15 protein-coding genes are annotated in these 18,277 nt (G+C 45.1%); 10 read left to right on the top strand and 5 right to left on the bottom strand.

Going from position 1 to position 18,277, the window contains the following annotated elements:
- Positions 1-9: 9 nt before the first annotated feature.
- Both rd and ACYQ0C_RS01035 read right to left on the bottom strand, forming a co-directional pair.
- The gene (gene rd / locus ACYQ0C_RS01040; RefSeq protein ID WP_005845392.1) at positions 10-174 is read right to left on the bottom strand and encodes a rubredoxin; all 165 of its coding nucleotides are present in this window, start codon (positions 172-174) and stop codon (positions 10-12) included.
- 74 nt (positions 175-248) lie between these two features.
- Positions 249-947 carry an SIR2 family NAD-dependent protein deacylase gene (locus ACYQ0C_RS01035; protein ID WP_016275229.1) on the bottom strand — a complete coding sequence of 233 codons (699 nt, stop codon included), beginning with the start codon at positions 945-947 and terminating at the stop codon, positions 249-251.
- A 128-nt stretch (positions 948-1,075) separates the two neighbouring features.
- Between ACYQ0C_RS01035 and bamJ (ACYQ0C_RS01030) the strand changes: the two genes are divergently transcribed.
- On the top strand, positions 1,076-1,660 hold the full coding sequence (gene bamJ / locus ACYQ0C_RS01030; protein ID WP_016275228.1) for a BamJ family beta-barrel-assembly machinery protein: 585 nt from the start codon (positions 1,076-1,078) through the stop codon (positions 1,658-1,660).
- A 21-nt stretch (positions 1,661-1,681) separates the two neighbouring features.
- On the top strand, positions 1,682-2,548 hold the full coding sequence (gene bamJ, locus ACYQ0C_RS01025) for a BamJ family beta-barrel-assembly machinery protein (RefSeq protein ID WP_016275227.1): 867 nt from the start codon (positions 1,682-1,684) through the stop codon (positions 2,546-2,548).
- An 83-nt stretch (positions 2,549-2,631) separates the two neighbouring features.
- Here bamJ (ACYQ0C_RS01025) and ACYQ0C_RS01020 read toward each other — a convergent pair whose 3' ends face one another.
- Both ACYQ0C_RS01020 and ACYQ0C_RS01015 read right to left on the bottom strand, forming a co-directional pair.
- The gene (locus tag ACYQ0C_RS01020) at positions 2,632-4,323 is read right to left on the bottom strand and encodes a Na/Pi cotransporter family protein (protein ID WP_016275226.1); all 1,692 of its coding nucleotides are present in this window, start codon (positions 4,321-4,323) and stop codon (positions 2,632-2,634) included.
- Between the two features lie 143 nt (positions 4,324-4,466).
- Positions 4,467-6,158: a Na/Pi cotransporter family protein gene (locus ACYQ0C_RS01015; RefSeq protein WP_016275225.1), complete on the bottom strand. Its 1,692-nt coding sequence runs from the start codon at positions 6,156-6,158 to the stop codon at positions 4,467-4,469.
- Positions 6,159-6,239: 81 nt separating this feature from the next.
- Here ACYQ0C_RS01015 and ACYQ0C_RS01010 point away from each other — a divergent pair, with 81 nt between their 5' ends.
- The 3 genes from ACYQ0C_RS01010 to ACYQ0C_RS01000 all read left to right on the top strand — a co-directional run bounded on the left by ACYQ0C_RS01010 (position 6,240) and on the right by ACYQ0C_RS01000 (position 11,553).
- On the top strand, positions 6,240-7,913 hold the full coding sequence (locus tag ACYQ0C_RS01010; RefSeq protein WP_089503690.1) for a nucleoside kinase: 1,674 nt from the start codon (positions 6,240-6,242) through the stop codon (positions 7,911-7,913).
- Positions 7,914-8,258: 345 nt separating this feature from the next.
- Entirely contained in the window at positions 8,259-10,640 is a 2,382-nt protein-coding gene (gene hypD, locus ACYQ0C_RS01005; RefSeq protein WP_032941361.1) for a trans-4-hydroxy-L-proline dehydratase, read from the top strand.
- A 4-nt stretch (positions 10,641-10,644) separates the two neighbouring features.
- The gene (locus ACYQ0C_RS01000; protein ID WP_016275222.1) at positions 10,645-11,553 is read left to right on the top strand and encodes a glycyl-radical enzyme activating protein; all 909 of its coding nucleotides are present in this window, start codon (positions 10,645-10,647) and stop codon (positions 11,551-11,553) included.
- Between the two features lie 65 nt (positions 11,554-11,618).
- Here ACYQ0C_RS01000 and ACYQ0C_RS00995 read toward each other — a convergent pair whose 3' ends face one another.
- Entirely contained in the window at positions 11,619-12,992 is a 1,374-nt protein-coding gene (locus ACYQ0C_RS00995; protein WP_016275221.1) for an aminopeptidase P family protein, read from the bottom strand.
- A 128-nt stretch (positions 12,993-13,120) separates the two neighbouring features.
- Between ACYQ0C_RS00995 and rpoN the strand changes: the two genes are divergently transcribed.
- From rpoN to ACYQ0C_RS00970, 5 genes are all read left to right on the top strand, one after another.
- Positions 13,121-14,590, top strand: coding sequence for an RNA polymerase factor sigma-54 (gene rpoN / locus ACYQ0C_RS00990; RefSeq protein WP_016275220.1), 1,470 nt, complete (start codon positions 13,121-13,123; stop codon positions 14,588-14,590).
- Between the two features lie 10 nt (positions 14,591-14,600).
- On the top strand, positions 14,601-15,257 hold the full coding sequence (locus ACYQ0C_RS00985; RefSeq protein ID WP_016275219.1) for a phosphatase PAP2 family protein: 657 nt from the start codon (positions 14,601-14,603) through the stop codon (positions 15,255-15,257).
- Between the two features lie 37 nt (positions 15,258-15,294).
- Positions 15,295-15,675 (top strand): glycine cleavage system protein GcvH, encoded by a 381-nt coding sequence (gene gcvH / locus ACYQ0C_RS00980; RefSeq protein ID WP_016275218.1) that lies wholly within the window; start codon positions 15,295-15,297, stop codon positions 15,673-15,675.
- 125 nt (positions 15,676-15,800) lie between these two features.
- Entirely contained in the window at positions 15,801-16,310 is a 510-nt protein-coding gene (gene purE, locus ACYQ0C_RS00975) for a 5-(carboxyamino)imidazole ribonucleotide mutase (RefSeq protein WP_016275217.1), read from the top strand.
- Between the two features lie 94 nt (positions 16,311-16,404).
- Entirely contained in the window at positions 16,405-18,249 is a 1,845-nt protein-coding gene (locus ACYQ0C_RS00970; RefSeq protein ID WP_016275216.1) for a 4-hydroxy-3-methylbut-2-en-1-yl diphosphate synthase, read from the top strand.
- Positions 18,250-18,277: the final 28 nt, after the last annotated feature.

Below are 18,277 nucleotides of genomic sequence, written 5' to 3'. Positions count from 1 at the left end.
GAATAGAAATTAGTCTTCCTGGACTTCAAAGTCATCTTTACCTACTCCGCAAAGAGGACAAACCCAGTCATCCGGAATATCTTCAAATGCTGTTCCCGGAGCAATTCCACCTTCAGGATCTCCTTCTGCTGGATCGTAAACCCAACCACATACTGTGCAAACGTACTTTTTCATAATTGTCTCTGTTTTATGTTTTAAATGTTCTTTAAATATATAACAAATATACAAGGAAATTGTTTACTTGCAAACTATCCCACTATTATTTTTTTAAGTTCTTCCATCCCTTCGGACGCACCTTTCTGAATTACATGCACTTTACGCCCCGACACAATAGGCACCTGTTTAGGATCAATCAGATAAACAGGAACGTGAGCAGGCACATAATTCAACAAACCGGCAGCGGGGTATACATTAAGCGAAGTTCCTATAATCAAAAAAATGTCAGCAGTTTCAGCATAATCAATTGCAGTTTCAATCATAGGAACAGATTCACCAAACCATACAATGAACGGACGGAGCTGGGAACCGTCTCCAGCCAAGTCTCCCATCTGTACTTCATATTCTTCCGGTTTTAATTCCTTAATATAAGCAGGATTATTGGGCTGCCAACTAGATGTCACCTTAGTCAGCTCACCATGTAAATGAATAATGTGCGAACTTCCGGCGCGTTCATGCAAATTATCAATATTTTGAGTGATAACAGTCACATGAAAGAACTTTTCCATCTCAGCTACCAGTTCATGCCCTCGGTTAGGCTTTACAGCAATCAACTGTTTACGGCGCTCATTATAAAAATCAATCACCAGTTCAGGGTTTGCCGCATACCCTTCCGGAGTAGCCACTTGCTCCACCGGATACTGGTCCCACAAACCTCCTGCATCACGAAATGTACTGATACCGCTTTCGGCACTCATCCCGGCACCTGTTAAAACTACTAAATTCTTCATTTTTAATCCTCCTCTTTTAACTAAACACACAAAAATAAGAAAAATTAAATTGTTAAAAACAGATTCATTCAAATAAAACACCTACCTTTGTACGTTTTGTATAAAAACATCTTATAAAATAAACAGTTATGGATAAATTCAGTTACGCCATCGGCCTTGGTATTGGCCAGAATTTATTGAGCATGGGTGCTCAAGGTATTAATGTTGAAGACTTTGCTCAAGCAATCAAAGACGTATTAGATAGAAAAGAAACGGCTATCAGCCACAACGAAGCACGTGAAATCGTAAACAAGTACTTTGAAGAGCTGGAAACCAAATTGAATGCAGAAAACATTGAAAAAGGGAAATCATTCCTGGAGGAGAATGCGAAAAGACCGGGAGTTGTGACACTCCCCAGCGGCTTACAATACGAAGTTATCACAGAAGGCAACGGAAAGAAGCCGAGTGCAACCGACCGTGTAAAATGTCATTATGAAGGGACTTTGATTGACGGAACATTGTTCGACAGCTCTATCAAACGTGGCGAACCGGCTATCTTTGGTGTGAACCAAGTAATCAAAGGATGGGTGGAAGCACTCCAGCTGATGACCGAAGGTGCCAAATGGAAGCTTTTTATTCCTTCAGAACTAGCCTACGGAGCACAACAGGCAGGCGAAATGATCCCTCCCCACAGCACATTGATTTTTGAAGTAGAATTAATCGAAGTATTATAATTTTAAAGCATTTTAAGGCAAATGAAAAAAATTAGTTTTTTTGTAGCGATCGCTGCTGCAGCCAGCTTGGCGTCTTGTACAGCTCAAGCACCGAAAGCAAACATGAAGAATGACGTAGATTCACTTTCTTACATGATGGGTATCACCAACACACAAGGACTGGACATGTATATGAGTCAGCAACTGGGTGTTGACACAGCTTATATGGCCGACTTCATCAGAGGCGTAAAAGAAGGTACCAGCAAGACAAGTCCTAAAGACGTTGCTTATATGGCAGGTCTTCAGATTGGCCAGCAAGTTGGCGGACGCATGTTCGACATGATGAGTCAACGTATTTTCGGAAACGACTCAACCCAAAGCTTAAGCAAAGAAAACTTTCTGGCAGGTTTCATGGCTGCTTTGCAGAAAAAAGGCATGAATGTTACTATGGAAGAAGCTAACGCTTACGTCCAGTCTAAAGCAGAAGCAATCAAGGAAAAAGCTACTGAAGCCCAGTTTGCAGAAAACAAAGCTGCCGGCGAGAAATTCCTGGCTGAAAACGCAAAGAAGGAAGGCGTTAAAACAACACCTAGCGGTTTACAATACAAGGTTATTAAAGAAGGTAACGGTGCTATTCCTACCGACTCTTCTAAAGTAAAAGTAAACTATAAAGGTACTTTGATTGACGGAACTCAATTCGATAGTTCATACGATCGTAAAGAACCGACTACATTCAAAGCCAACCAAGTAATCAAAGGCTGGACTGAAGCGCTGACAATGATGCCTGTAGGTTCTAAATGGGAACTTTATATTCCTCAAGACTTGGCTTATGGCTCACGTGAAGCCGGTCAGATCAAACCGTTCTCTACTTTGATCTTCGAAGTTGAGCTGGTTGACATCGAAAAGTAATCACCTAAAATTGATTCATAAAAAAAGCGTGGGGCACAGATGATGTCTCACGCTTTTTTTGCTTGTTTCTTGAATAGCGAAAACTAGATCTTCTTCTCCTTTATATCCGTACGTGCCTCGACGACATTAACCACATAGTCACCCAGTTTCTCACATTCGCTGATGATATCCATATAATGCACTCCCATCTGATAATTGTATTCCTTATTATTCACATCCAATACATTCTGATTCTTCAACTGGTTACGGTAGTTATTGATCTCATTCTCTATATTAAATGACTTGTTGGGATCAACCAGATGATACTCATCCTCTTCCAAAGATACCATTTGTCGCAACGCGTCATCCGTCAATTGAAGCATCTGATGAATATGATCATATTGTTTCTCCGTAAAGTCTTCATTCCCTCTGAACTTATGATTGATAGTACGAGCCAGATGATAACAACTGTCACCAATACTTTCCAGTTCTGTCACTTCACGCAGCATAGCGCGTATCTTCAATTTACTTTCAGAGCTCAGACGTCCTTCAGAAACCTCATTCAAATAATTGGCTATCTCCAACTCCATATTATCACTGATATTCTCGTACTTTTCTATCCGGCTAAACAATTTGTTGAAGTCATTCTCATTCGTCGTATGCAACAAATCACGCACCATACCAAACATACGGCGGGTACGTTCGGCAAATAAATTAATTTCTTTCCTTGCCTGGACAATAGACAATTCAGCAGTAGACAGCATACCGCCCGTGATAAAGCGCAAACGGAATTCCTCCTCATCCTCCTTTGGTTTGATCACCCAGCAGACCACCCTCTCAATCGGCTTAATAAACCAAATCAATATCAGCACATTGCAAATATTAAATGCTGTATGGAAAGCAGACAGTTTATACGTAACCGCGACTTCAGGCGATCCCTCCGGAAATATACGGTCAATCATCCCACTTACCATATCTACAAACGGATGGAAGATGCATAAGATCCATACCACCCCGAACATATTAAAAATAAAATGAGCCAACGCCGCCCGTCTTGCTTGCGCATTTGCCGTCAGAGCTGCAATGTTGGACGTTACAGTAGTGCCAATATTCTCTCCCATCACCAATGCAATGCCCAAATACAAATCAAGCACACCACTGGAACAGAGAATCAAAGTAATGGCCATAACCGCAGCAGAAGACTGTGCGCACATTGTTATCACTCCACCTATCAACAGAAACAATAAAATGGAAAGGAATCCCCATTCCTTACAAGAGGTAATGAAGCTGATAACAGCAGCATTGTGCTCCAGATCCATGTGCATGGCATTCTCACGTAGCGTGGTCAATCCCAAAAACATGAATGAAAATCCAAAAATAAATTCCCCAAAAGATTTTTTCTGGCTCTTATTGGAAAAGATCAACGGAACAGCCAGTGCAAAAAGAGGAAAGATAAGATTATTCATATCAATCTGGAAGCCGAAGACAGACATGATCCAAGCGGTTACCGTAGTACCGATATTAGCCCCCATGATTACAGAAATAGCCTGCCCCAAAGTCAGCAGTCCCGCATTGACGAAACTGACAGTCATTACTGTTGTCGCAGTAGAAGACTGTACGGAAGCAGTTACAAATGTGCCGGTCAACAATCCGGTAAAACGGTTTGTGGTCATTGCTCCCAGAATATGACGCAAATGTCCACCTGTCAGTTTTTGCAAGGCCTCACTCATGGTTTTCATACCATACATCAAGAGCGCCAGCGAGCCTATCAATTTCAAGAAAACAAATATTGACATATAAATTCTCTTTTATTTATATTCTCTTCTTTACTATACTTTATCAGAAAAAGCACAGAAGTGCAAAGTATTTAAGCCGTCACGGGTGAGACCTCGCACCTCTGCTTTATTGTCGTTCATCTGTTTACCATCGCTGTTTCAATTCAGGATTTTTTTTCTTTCACATTGCTACTGGCTTCCACCACATTGACCACATAATCACCCAGTTTTTCACATTCTCCAATGATATCCATGTAGTGTACACCCATCTGATAATCATATTCCTTATTATTCACATCCAGCACATTTTGGTTCTTTAGCTGGTTACGATAGTTATTTATTTCGTTCTCTATATTGAACGACTTGTTTACATCCACCACATGATGCTCATCCTCTACCAACGATACCATTTGGGACAAAGCATCATCTGTCAGTTGAAACATCTGATGAATATGATCATACTGTTTCGGGGTAAAATCCATACCATTGCGATGCTTGCGGTTAATGGTACGCGCCAAATTATAACAGCTGTCACCGATACTTTCTATTTCAGTCACTTCACGAAGCATGGCACGAATCTGCAACTTACTTTCAGAACTCAAACGCCCGTCGGATACCTGATTCAGATAATTGGCAATCTCCACCTCCATGTTATCACTGATATTCTCATATTTCTCAATACGGCTGAACAATTTGTTAAAGTCATTGTCATTTGTCGTATGAAGCAAATCCTGCACCATACCAAACATACGGTGGGTACGTTCTGCAAAGAGATTGATTTCCTTGCGTGCCTGCAATATAGAAAGCTCCGCGGTAGAAAGCATACCACCGGTAATAAAGCGCAAGCGGTATTCCTCATCCTGCTCTCTCTGAGGAATGATTTTGCAGACAGTTTTCTCTATCAGTTTTACGAACCAAATAAGAATCAGCACATTGCAGATATTAAAAGTAGTATGAAAAGCAGACAGCTTAAAAGAAACGGCAACAGCCGGATCTGCCGTCTTCATTATATCCTCTACAAACCAGGAAACCCCCATAGTGACAGGTTTGAAAAGACATAACACCCAAATAACTCCAAAGATATTGAACACCAAATGAGCCAGCGCAGCCCTCCTGGCCTGCGTATTGGCAGTCAGTGCAGCCAGATTGGCTGTTATGGTAGTACCCACATTCTCGCCAAGCACCAACGCTGCCCCCAGTTCAAAACTAATCCAGCCATTAGCACACATAATCAAAGTAATGGCCATGGTTGCCGCCGATGCCTGTACAATCATGGTCAGAATGGTACCGATGGCAACAAACAAGATAACAGAACCAAAGCCCATATCGGTATAATTCTGAACAAAAGACAGCATTTCGGGGTTTCTACTTAAGTCAGGAGCATTCGTCTTCAAGAGAGAGAGGCCCATAAACAAAAAAGAGAAACCGAATATAAATTCCCCGATGGATTTACGGTTACTCTTTCCTGAAAACAATAAGGGTACGCCGACAGCCAATAATGGAAGCGCCATAGCGGCAATGTCCACTTTGAAGCCCAGCGCGGATATAATCCATGCAGTGACCGTGGTACCGATATTCGCACCCATGATGACTCCGATAGATTGTGAAAGCGTAAGGAGGCCTGCATTCACGAAACTTACTACCATAACAGTAGTAGCAGAAGAGGATTGAATTAACGCAGTGATAAGGACACCGGTTAACACTCCGGTTACCCGGTTGGTGGTCATCGCCGTGAGGATTTTACGCAGTCTGTCACCTGCAAACTTTTGCAACCCCTCACTCATGATTTTCATTCCATAAAGGAATAGCGCCAGTGAACCTAGCAGCTTTAAGAAATCATAAAAAGAATACTCCATCTTTAATTAATTTGGTAGGAATTGGCTAAATTCCCTTTTATTCAGTAAATTTCAAGCCGTTTCACTACGTTAGTAATAATTATTACGATTATGTTACAAATCTGTTGCAAAAATAACAATATTTCAAAGAACTTCCCAATCGGAAGCTCACTTTTGGATATTTATAATGGTTTTAATCTAGATATCCCGTATGGGCCGGTCAGTGCCAAAGTCAATAACAAAGTCGAAGGTCTCAATTACCGGGCTTATAACAACAAAGATGTAGAATTCCTGAATATGCTGAATCCCTCGGGAATGCGCACTTACGTCCGTTCGCTCTGCTTCATTTTGTGCAAAGCAGTGGAAGATCTATACCCCGATGGAAAAATCATGCTTGAGCATCCTGTATCCAAAGGATATTATTGCTACTTACAGATAGGACGCGAAACCGGATTGGATGATGTCACACGTATCAAGCAGCGAATGAAAGAAATTGTGGAAGCCAACATCCCTTTCCATCGTTTTGAATGCCACACGACAGAAGTCGTGGAACTATTCCGCCGGAAAGGAATGATGGACAAAGTAAGGCTGCTTGAAACTTCAGGGGAGCTCTACTCCTATTATTATACCCTGGAAGATACCATTGACTACTATTATGGCAGTTTGCTGCCCAGCACCGGATACATCCGCAATTTCGATATTGTGAAATACTATGACGGCTTGTTGTTGCGTGTCCCCAACCGCTTGAATCCGGAGGTATTAGAGGAAGTGGTGAAACAAGAGAAAATGCTGGACGTATTCAAAGAACATCGTCGTTGGAATCAGATTCTAGGCGTAGGGACTGTGGGAGATTTCAATGTGGCCTGCAATAAAGGTCATGCCACCGATCTGATTAATGTGTCCGAAGCCTTGCAGGAAAAAAAGATTTCCAATATTGCCGATGAAATATACCACAGAGGGAAAAACGGTCAAAGAGTCAAACTGGTTCTCATCTCCGGTCCATCCTCTTCCGGCAAAACGACTTTCAGCAAACGTCTCAGCATACAACTGATGGCAAACGGTCTGAGGCCCTATCCCATCTCCCTGGACAACTATTTTGTTGACCGGGAAAAGACACCGAAAGATGAACAAGGCGATTACGATTACGAATCATTATACGCATTGGATTTGGAATTCTTCAACAAGCAGTTGCAAGACCTGCTTCATGGAGACGAAGTGGAACTGCCACGTTTCAACTTCACCACCGGAAAAAGGGAATTCAAAGGAGACAAACTTAAGGTTGACGACAACATGATATTGATTCTCGAAGGGATTCATGCACTTAACCCCGAGTTGACCCCCCATATTCCCGCCGATAATAAATATAAGATATATGTATCGGCATTAACCACTATCCTGCTGGACAATCATAATTATATCCCGACTACCGACAACCGTTTGTTGCGCCGTATTATCCGCGACTACAAATACCGTGGCTATTCCGCAGAGGAAACAATCAGAAGATGGCCCAGTGTGCGCGCCGGAGAAGAAAAATGGATCTTCCCATATCAGGAAAACGCAGATGCCATGTTCAATTCCGCCCTGTTGTTTGAGCTGGCCATTATGAAAGATTACGCCATTCCTATTCTGAGAAATGTCCCCAACAACAAACCAGAATATTCAGAAGCATATCGTTTACGCAAGTTCCTGGAATATTTCGCTTCGGTGCAAGATAAAGAATTGCCCCCCACTTCCTTACTGAGAGAGTTTTTAGGAGGGAGCAGTTTCCGGTATTAATCTGTTATTAAACAGCATATAAGGTTTGTTTATATGCGAAACAAGCAGTAATTTCGCATATTATTAAACAGGTATAAGCAAATGCACTCCAAAGGCTATAGAAAACTGTTCAACTGCCTGATGTTCTATTGTTAAGAACATTTCTACTCCGGGAAGGTATGCCAAAAGCCGGAAGGCTGTAACATTACGCCACCATAAAGATGGATTGAATGACAGCGTGTCGTACTTTTGGCATACGTTCCACACTATTGATGTCTTCTTCTCCTGCATATTAATCGCCGGATTCATCAATCTGTCCTTATGGAAACATCTATTTATGAATAAATAAACCTTATTATAACTCTTATGGAAACAACAACCCACGGAATGACAGACCGTATCCAACGCCTGCGTCAGGAATCTTTTGACGCACAACCTTCCCTGTCCATAGAACGCGCCCTGATAGAAACCGAATTTTACAAAGAAAACGAAGGGAAATATCCGATCCCTATTTTGAGGGCACTGAACTTTCTTGAAATCTGCAAGCGGAAAACCATCTATATAGGTAAAGACGAACTGATTGTAGGCGAACGCGGACCACGTCCCAAAGCCGTATCCACTTTCCCAGAACTGACCTGCCACAGCGTAGAGGACCTTCATGTATTGAACACCCGTGAATTGCAGCGTTACACCATCAGCCAAGAAGATATAGACACCTACGAACGCGAGGTCATTCCTTATTGGAAAGGACGCACCCAGCGCGAACGCATCTTCAATCATGTCCCCAAAGAATGGAAAGAAGCCTATGAAGTCGGCATGTTCACCGAATTTATGGAACAACGCGCCCCCGGTCATACTTCCCTGGACGGAAAAGTTTATCAATACGGAATGCTGGATCTGAAAGAACGCATCGCCCGCGAACTGAATAAACTGGATTTCATGAATGACCCCGAAGCGACTGACAAACAGGAGGAACTGACCGCCATGTCCATCTCCTGTGACGCCGCCATCATTTTTGCCGAACGCCATGCCGAACTGGCCGGGAAAATGGCCGGAGAGGAAACCGACCCGAAACGCAAAGAAGAATTAAAAAAGATAGCAGAAATCTGCCGTTGGGTTCCCGCCCATGCCCCCCGTACTTATTGGGAAGCCATACAGATGTACTGGTTCGTCCATCTCGGCACCATTACAGAGCTGAATGGCTGGGATGCCATGAATCCGGGACATTTCGACCAGCATCTCGCCCCTTTCTATGAAAAAGACCTGAAAGAAGGGATCCTGACCCGTGCAGAGGCCAAAGAACTGATGTCCTGCTTCTTCATCAAAGTAAATAACCAGACGGCACCGCCCAAAGTCGGCATCACCGCCAAAGAAAGCGGCACCTACAATGACTTCACCAATCTGAATATCGGAGGTATCAGACGCGATGGCAGCGACGGAGTCAGCGAAGTTTCCTATATCATGCTGGAGACAGTGGATGACCTTCATCTGCTACAACCCGGAAGCGCCTTGCACATCAGCGTGCGCACCCCGGAGCGTTTCCTACGCGAAGGCTGCAAAGTGATCCGTAAAGGATACGGCTATCCATCCGTATTCAACCCCGATACCTACGTCATGGAACTGATGCGGCAGGGAAAGACACCGGAGGACGCCCGCGAAGGCGGATGCAGCGGCTGTATAGAAGTAGGCGCTTTCGGAAAAGAAGCCTATGTACTGACCGGCTACCTGAACGTACCCAAAATATTAGAAGTCACCTTACACAACGGAACAGACCCTGTGTCAGGCAAGAAAGTAGGGCTGGAAACAGGGGATCCCCGTACCTTCCGGACTTACGAGGAACTTTATGACGCTTTCCTTAAACAGATCCATTATTTTGTGGATATGAAAGTACGTGTCAGCAACTACATTGACCGGATGTTCGCCAAGTATGCCCCCGCCACTTTCCTGTCCTTGTTCATTGACGACTGCATCGCCAAAGGAAAGGATTATTATAACTGCGGACCGCGTTATAACACGACCTACATTCAATGCACCGGGTTGGGAACAATTACCGACAGCCTTTCCGTTCTGAAAAAACATGTATTCGAAGAACGGAAATTCAGCATGGAACAAATCATCCATGCCACCGATACCAACTTCGAAGGACAGGAAGCCATGCGCCAGTTCATACTGAACCGCACCCCTTTCTTCGGTAACGATGACGAGTATGCAGACCGCATCGCCGTCCAGGTCTTTAATGATCTTTACGATGCCATCGAAGGAAAGCCGAACACCAAAGGTGAATGTTTCCATCTGAACATGCTGTCCACCACCTGTCACGTTTATTTCGGCAAAGTGATGAACGCCACGCCCAACGGCCGTCTGGCAGGACGCGCCATCAGTGACGGTACCTCACCCTCACATGGAGCAGATACCCACGGGCCATCCGCTGTGGTTAAATCATTAGGAAAACTGGACCAAGTGAAGAGTGGAGGCACTCTATTGAACCAGCGCTTCCTGCCTTCCCTGCTGAAACGCGATGAAGACATTGCCAAACTGGCAAGCCTCATCCGCAGCTATTTTGCTTTAGGCGGCCATCACATTCAGTTCAATATAGTAGATACCGCTACCCTGCATGCCGCCCAGAAGCATCCTGAAGAATATCGGGACCTGTTGGTACGCGTAGCCGGATACAGTGATTATTTCAATGATATGAACGCAGATTTACAATATGACGTAATAGCCCGCACGGCACAAGAAACCTTCTGACAAGATGAGTCTGATTTTCGACATCAAACGCTATGCGATCAATGACGGACCGGGCATCCGCATCACACTTTTCATGAAAGGATGCCCGCTCTCGTGCGTATGGTGCCATAATCCCGAAGGTATTCGCAACGGAAAAGACAAACTATACACAGCCAAGAAATGCCTTGGCTGTGGCACTTGTCTGAAAGTATGCCCCAACGGGGCACTGACACTGACTCCCGAGGGTATTGTCACCGACAAACAAAAATGCGTGTTATGCGGACGCTGTGCCGAAGAATGTCCGGCAATGGCTATCGAGATATCAGGAACGGAATATACCGCCGAATACCTGATGCATGAAATAGAAAAGGAAATCCCCTTTATGGACCAATCGGGCGGCGGAGTCACTTTTTGTGGCGGAGAACCGTTGCTTCATCCCGAGTTCTTGATGGATATGCTGAAACGCTGCGGACAACAAGGAATTCACCGGGCGGTAGATACCACCTTGCTTGCCCGCAAAGAAACAGTAGATGAAGTCATGCGGAACTGTGAGCTATTGCTTATCGACTTAAAATCAATGGACAGTGCCGTACACCATACTTTCTGTGATGTCCCCAATGAATTAATTCTGGAAAACATCCGCAGAGTAGCAGAAGCTGACTTTCCTTATTACATCCGCATTCCATTGATTGAAGGAGTGAATGCCGATGAAAAGAACATAAGGCAATCAGCCAGATTCTTGGCCGGCCTTCCACGGCATCCTGAGATAATCAACCTGTTGCCTTACCATGATATAGGAAAGGGAAAGCATGAAAAGCTAGGCAGTATTTATAACCCCAAGGGATATAAAATGCAAACGCCCTCCGAGGAAGTACAACAGCAATGCTTACGGATATTGTCCGGTTACGGCTTAAAAGCGACCATAGGCGGATAATCACATATATCGGGACAGATAAAAGCCGGGGCAGATAAAAACACTTCCATCTGCCCCGTCCTGTTCTATCTCAACGCTTCCACTTCTTCTGTAGTCAAAGGAATCTTCTTACCTAAAAGGCGTGCCCCGTCCTCAGTTATCAAATAATCCTCCTCATTACGCAGTCCTGTAAAGTCACGATAACTCTCCAGCTTATCATAATTGATAAAGTCCTCAAAGCGTTTTTCCGCTTTCCAATAATCAATCAATTCGGGAATAAAATAGATGCCCGGCTCTATAGTCAGCACAAATCCCGGCTCCAAAGGTCTGGCCAGCCTCAATGACTTACGACCAAACTGAGTACTTTTCGGTTGTCCGTCATAGCCAACCCACACCTCTCCCAGATTCTCCATATCGTGCACATCCAATCCCATCATGTGTCCCAGCCCGCAAGGGAAGAACATGGCGTGCGCACCGGCAGCCACAGCATCCGCAGGATCCCCCTTCATAATGCCCAGTCCCTTCAGTCCCTCACAAATCACCCGGCAGGAAAGTTCATACACCTCCTTAAAAGGCACCCCGGGTTTCAATGCACGGACCGCCGCCGTGTGTGCGGCAACCTGAATGTCATATATTTCTTTCTGACGGGCAGTAAACGTCTTATCCACACAAATTGTAGACGACATATCACCAGCATAGCCCATTTCCGTTTCCGCACCGGCATCCACCAACAGCATATCCCCCGGTTTCACCGTGTGCCCATGATAATGATTATGCAAAGTCTGTCCGCACACTGTGGCAATAGTAGGAAACGAGAGTCCGCAGCCATTGGCCTGTGCCACCGCTTCCAGTGCAGCGGCCACTTCACACTCCTTCATGCCTGCACGCAGCACTTTCATGGCAGTAATATGCATATCGGCTGTCACATTACAAGCACGTTCTATTTCGACCAGCTCCTCAGCAGTCTTATAATTCCTCAAGTTCACCACTCCGCGGATAAACGGGACAGACGGTTGTTCCGTACCAGGCTTTATACCCAGCCAGTCCAGCAGTTTCAGCCTGTGCTCCGCACGATAAACAGGCAGATAATGAATCTGCTGTTTTTTAGCAACCGCCTTCTCCAGATACTTTTTCAAATCCGCCGCAGGACGAGTTTCCATCACCCCCACCCTCTGCGCTTTCTCATGCAAAGTAGGCTGAGTTCCCATCCATACAATATGATCTATAGTCAGTTCATCCCCAAAGATAATTTCCTTATCCTCATCCACATCGATAACGGCAGCCAATCCGGCATAGGGCAGGCCGAAGAAATAAAGAAATGTAGAATCCTGACGGAAATGATACGTATTATCCTCAAAGTTCATGCCACTCTCCTCATTGCCCAGGAATAGCAAGAGTCCCGTTCCCACGCTTTTTTTCAAGCTGTCACGTCGGGTTGTATAAGTTTCTTTCGCAAACATAATCTTGTGTTTTTATATTAGATGACAGGCAAAGATAACCATCCTCTTAAAATAATCCCAGGAAAAAGGAAGATTATTACAATACAATTTCCTATTTTTGTCCCGATAAACAAGGAACTAAAAATATTATGGCACAAGGCTCGCGTCAAGTACAAACACAAGCCCAGCAACAAATACAGACTTTATCCCCACAACAGATACTGGTGGTAAAATTGCTGGAACTTCCCACTGTGGAGCTGGAAGAACGTATCCATTCCGAAATTCTGGATAATCCGGCCCTGGAGGAAGGGAAAGAAATGCCCGAAAATGAAGATGACAATACAGAATACGCTGAGAACGAAGATGGAAGTACAGGGGCGGACGAGGATTTTTCATTAGGCGACTACAGTAACGAAGACGATATTCCCGACTACAAACTACAGGAACATAATCGTTCCAAAGAAGGAGCCGCCGAAGAAATCCCTTTCTCGGACGCCGTATCTTTTTATGAAATATTGAAAGACCAGTTGCAAATGCAGGAACTCACTCCGGAACAACGAGACATAGCCGAATACCTGATCGGCTCATTGGACGATGACGGCCTGTTGCGCAAAAACATGGAGTCTGTCATGGATGAGCTTGCCATCTATCGGGGCATCTATACCACAGAAGAGGAGTTGAACAACATATTGGAAATCATCCAAGACTTTGATCCGGCCGGTATCGGCGCCCGTAGTTTACAGGAATGCCTGTTGCTACAGATACAAAGAAAAGCCGATTCGCCATTGAAACAAATAGAACTGGACATCATCGGCAAATGCTGTGATGAATTCACCCGCAAAAACAAAGAAAGGATTATCCAGAAACTAGGCATTACCGAAGAACAATATAATGAAGCGGTGACCGATCTCACCAAACTGAATCCCCGTCCGGGCAGTTCATTGGGTGAAGTGATGGGTAAAAATATGCAGCAGATTATTCCCGACTTCATTGTAGAAACGTATGAAGACGGCACCATCACCCTAAGTCTGAACAACCGCAATGTTCCAGAGTTGCGTCTGAGCCGCCAGTTCACCGAACTGCTGGACGAGCACACCCGCAACAAAGACAATCAGAGTAAGGCCTCGAAGGACACACTGATGTTCCTAAAACAAAAAGTGGATGCCGCACAAGGCTTTATCAATGCCGTGAAACAGCGCCAGCATACGCTGCTCACCACCATGCAAACCATTATAGACATTCAGCGCCCCTTCTTTCTGGAAGGAGACGAATCGCTGCTGAAACCTATGATATTAAAAGATGTAGCCGAACGTGCAGGACTGGATATTTCCACCATATCACGTGTAAGCAACAGCAAATATGTGCAAACAAACTACGGTATCTATTCGTTGAAATTCTTTTTCAGCGATGGTTATACCACCGAAGACGGTGAAGAACTCTCTGTCCGCGAGATCAAGCGCATTCTGAAAGAATGTGTAGATGCCGAAGACAAGGAAAAGCCTTACACCGACGATGAGCTGGCCGAGATACTAAAAGCGAAAGGCTACCCCATAGCCCGCCGCACCGTAGCCAAGTACCGCCAGCAACTTAACATACCCGTCGCACGATTAAGAAGGTAATATCAATTATATGGAAGCCAACGAAACAACCGAAGCAATAACAGCAGCCAGGAGGAATAGTCCGCTTGAAGTCAGTTCACGCATCATATCAGGCATATTCACGCCCTTTATGATTCCTTTTGTGGCATTCTTCCTGCTTTTCTTCTTCACCTATCTTCGTATCATGCCCATCCAGTACAAACTGATAGTGCTGGGCATAGTTTACTGTTTCACCATTCTGATGCCGATGCTCGCCATCTACCTGTTTCAAAAAATAAACGGCTGGGGCATTCATGAATTGGGGCACCGCGAAAAACGTTTCGTGCCATACGCACTGACCATCATCAGCTATGTCACCTGCCTCATCACCATGTACAAGATACATCTTCCCCGCTACATGTCGGGCATTATCGTAGCCGCCCTTATCTGCATGATTCTTTGCACACTGATCAATTTCAAGTGGAAAATCAGCACACACGTGGCAAGCAGCGGCATGATGGTAGGCGGATTATTATCCTACAGCTTTATATTCAATTTCAACCCCGTATGGTGGCTCTGCTTTTTCATTTTGCTATCCGGAATGCTGGGCACCGCCCGTATCATCGTAAAACAGCATACATTATTAGAAGTTTTAGCCGGATTTATTGTCGGATTGTTTTGCGGTGTCATCGGAATTTTGTTTATTTGAAGAAAATTTAGTATTAACCTTATAAATTGAAAGCATTATGGAATTTCCAAGCAATGTAAAGTACACTAAAGAACACGAATGGATACGAGTAGAAGGTGATATCGCATACGTAGGCATCACTGATTATGCACAAGAACAATTGGGTGACATCGTATTTGTAGATATCCCCACAGAAGGAGAAACTCTGGAAAAAGAAGAAGTCTTCGGTACTATTGAAGTAGTAAAGACTATCTCGGACCTGTTCCTTCCTGTCTCAGGAGAAGTTTTGGAACAGAACGAAGCATTGGCCGACAATCCCGAACTGGTAAACAAAGACCCGTATGGTGAAGGATGGCTGATCAAGATCAAGCCCAATGACGCTAACGACGTTAACGATTTGCTGGATGCTGAAGCATACAAGGCATTAGTAAACGAATAAGATAGATTCTCATCAGGGAATTGTTCAGGCGCGGATTACGCGGATTTCACGGATTTCTCTATCCGCGTTTATCCGCATAATCCGTGCTTGAAGTAAATATATAAACCAAACAATAACAAAAAACAATGAAACCTATCGTAAGCATTATCATGGGCAGCACTTCCGACCTTCCCGTCATGGAGAAAGCTGCCAAATTACTGGACGAGATGCACGTACCTTTCGAAATGAACGCCCTCTCGGCCCACCGTACTCCCGAAGCAGTGGAAGAGTTTGCGAAAAATGCCGCAGGCCGTGGAATCAAAGTCATCATAGCCGCTGCCGGCATGGCTGCCGCACTTCCCGGTGTCATTGCCGCCAATACCACACTACCCGTCATCGGTGTACCCGTAAAAGGTTCGGTTCTGGACGGTGTGGACGCACTTTATTCTATCATCCAGATGCCTCCCGGAATACCTGTAGCCACCGTTGCCATCAATGGAGCCATGAACGCCGCCATCCTGGCCGTGCAAATGCTGGCATTAAGTGACACAGAACTGGCAGCCAAGTTTGCAGATTACAAAACCGGCTTGAAAAAGAAAATCGTGAAAGCCAACGAAGAACTGAAAGAAGTCAAGTTTGAATATAAAACGAATTAATTAGTGGTGAGTGATTAGTGGTGAATGATTAATGTCCATGCGGCATTCCAGCGCAGCCCACTAATCACTAACCACTAACCATTAATCACTAAATATGGATTTATTCAATTACTCCCGCCGCGAATCTTCCGAAGTGAATATCGGAGCCACCCCTTTGGGTGGCAACCATCCCATCCGTATCCAAAGCATGACGAATACCGTTACCATGGATACCGGAGCATGTGTGGAACAAGCCAAACGCATTATAAATGCCGGTGGTGAATACGTTCGCCTCACTACACAAGGTGTGCGTGAAGCCGAAAACCTGAGAAACATCAATATCGGATTACGCTCCCAAGGATATGACACCCCGTTGGTGGCCGATGTACATTTCAATCCCAAAGTAGCTGATGTAGCGGCACAATATGCAGAGAAGGTGCGCATCAATCCGGGAAACTATGTGGATCCGGGACGCACTTTCCGGAAACTGGAATATACCGATGAAGAGTATGCACAAGAAATAGCCAAAATACGTGCCCGCTTCGTTCCTTTCCTGAACATCTGCAAAGAAAACCACACCGCCATCCGCATCGGAGTAAACCACGGCTCCCTGTCAGACCGCATCATGTCCCATTATGGCGATACCCCCGAAGGTATGGTGGAATCGTGCATGGAGTTCCTGCGCATCTGTGTTGCGGAACACTTCAACGATGTAGTCATTTCCATCAAGGCATCCAATACCGTAGTGATGGTCCGGACAGTCCGCCTGCTGGTAAAGGAGATGGAAAAAGAAAATATGGCTTTCCCGCTACATCTGGGTGTTACCGAAGCCGGCGATGGTGAGGACGGAAGAATAAAATCCGCATTGGGAATAGGAGCACTCCTTGCCGATGGCTTGGGGGATACCATCCGCGTTTCATTGAGCGAGGCACCCGAAGCCGAAATTCCGGTAGCCCGCAAACTGGTTGACTATATACTGACCCGTGCAGGACATCCCTTCATTCCGGGAAAAGAAGCCCCGCAATTCAACTACCTCTCTCCCAGCCGCCGGAAAACCAAAGCGGTGAGAAACATCGGAGGCGATCATCTTCCCGTAGTGATAGCCGAGCGTCTGGAAGGGTCTTTTGAGACCAGCCCCCAGTTCAAGCCCGACTATATTTATTGCGGTGGAAGTGTGCCCGAATCACGAGATGACGATATAGCCTATCTGGTAGATGCCAACGCATGGAATCCCGAAGACAAGAATGTCTATCCGGCATTCAACTACCAACAGATGATCGAACTGCATCACACGTCCTCGGACTTGAAATTCCTGTTCCTGCCTTATATGGCAATGAATGAGGAGGTCATTGCGGCTCTCAGACTGCATCCCGAAGTGGTCATCATCGCCCAAAGCAATCATCCCAACCGTCTCGGCGAATATCGTGCCCTGGCGCATGAGCTGATGAATGAAGGTTTGGAAAATCCGGTTGTATTCTTCCAGTACTATCAGGAAACGGAAGCGGAAAATCTGCAAATCAAGGCGGCGGCTGATATGGGTGCACTGATTTTTGATGGACTTTGTGACGGTATCTTCCTGTACAACCAAGGCCCCCTGAGCCATATCGTAGTAGATACCACTGCATTTGGTATTCTGCAAGCCGGCAGAATCCGGACCAGCAAAACGGAATATATCTCGTGCCCGGGCTGTGGTCGTACTTTGTATGATCTGGAATCGACCATCGCCCGTATCAAAGCGGCGACCTCGCACTTGAAAGGTTTGAAGATCGGCATTATGGGCTGTATTGTCAATGGCCCCGGTGAAATGGCGGATGCCGACTATGGTTATGTAGGCGCCGGCCGCGGCAAAATCAGCCTTTATAAGAAGAAAGAATGTATAGAGAGAAATATTCCCGAAGCCCAGGCAGTCGAAAAGCTGATCGAGCTCATCAAAGCCCATGGTGACTATACAGAAAAATAAGCGATGTGACATATAATATATGGAGAAG

It is taken from the genome of Phocaeicola sartorii JCM 17136 = DSM 21941 (assembly GCF_054653615.1).
The sequence above is the reverse complement of the archived record's forward strand: the minus strand, read 5'-3'. Positions and strand labels throughout refer to the sequence as shown.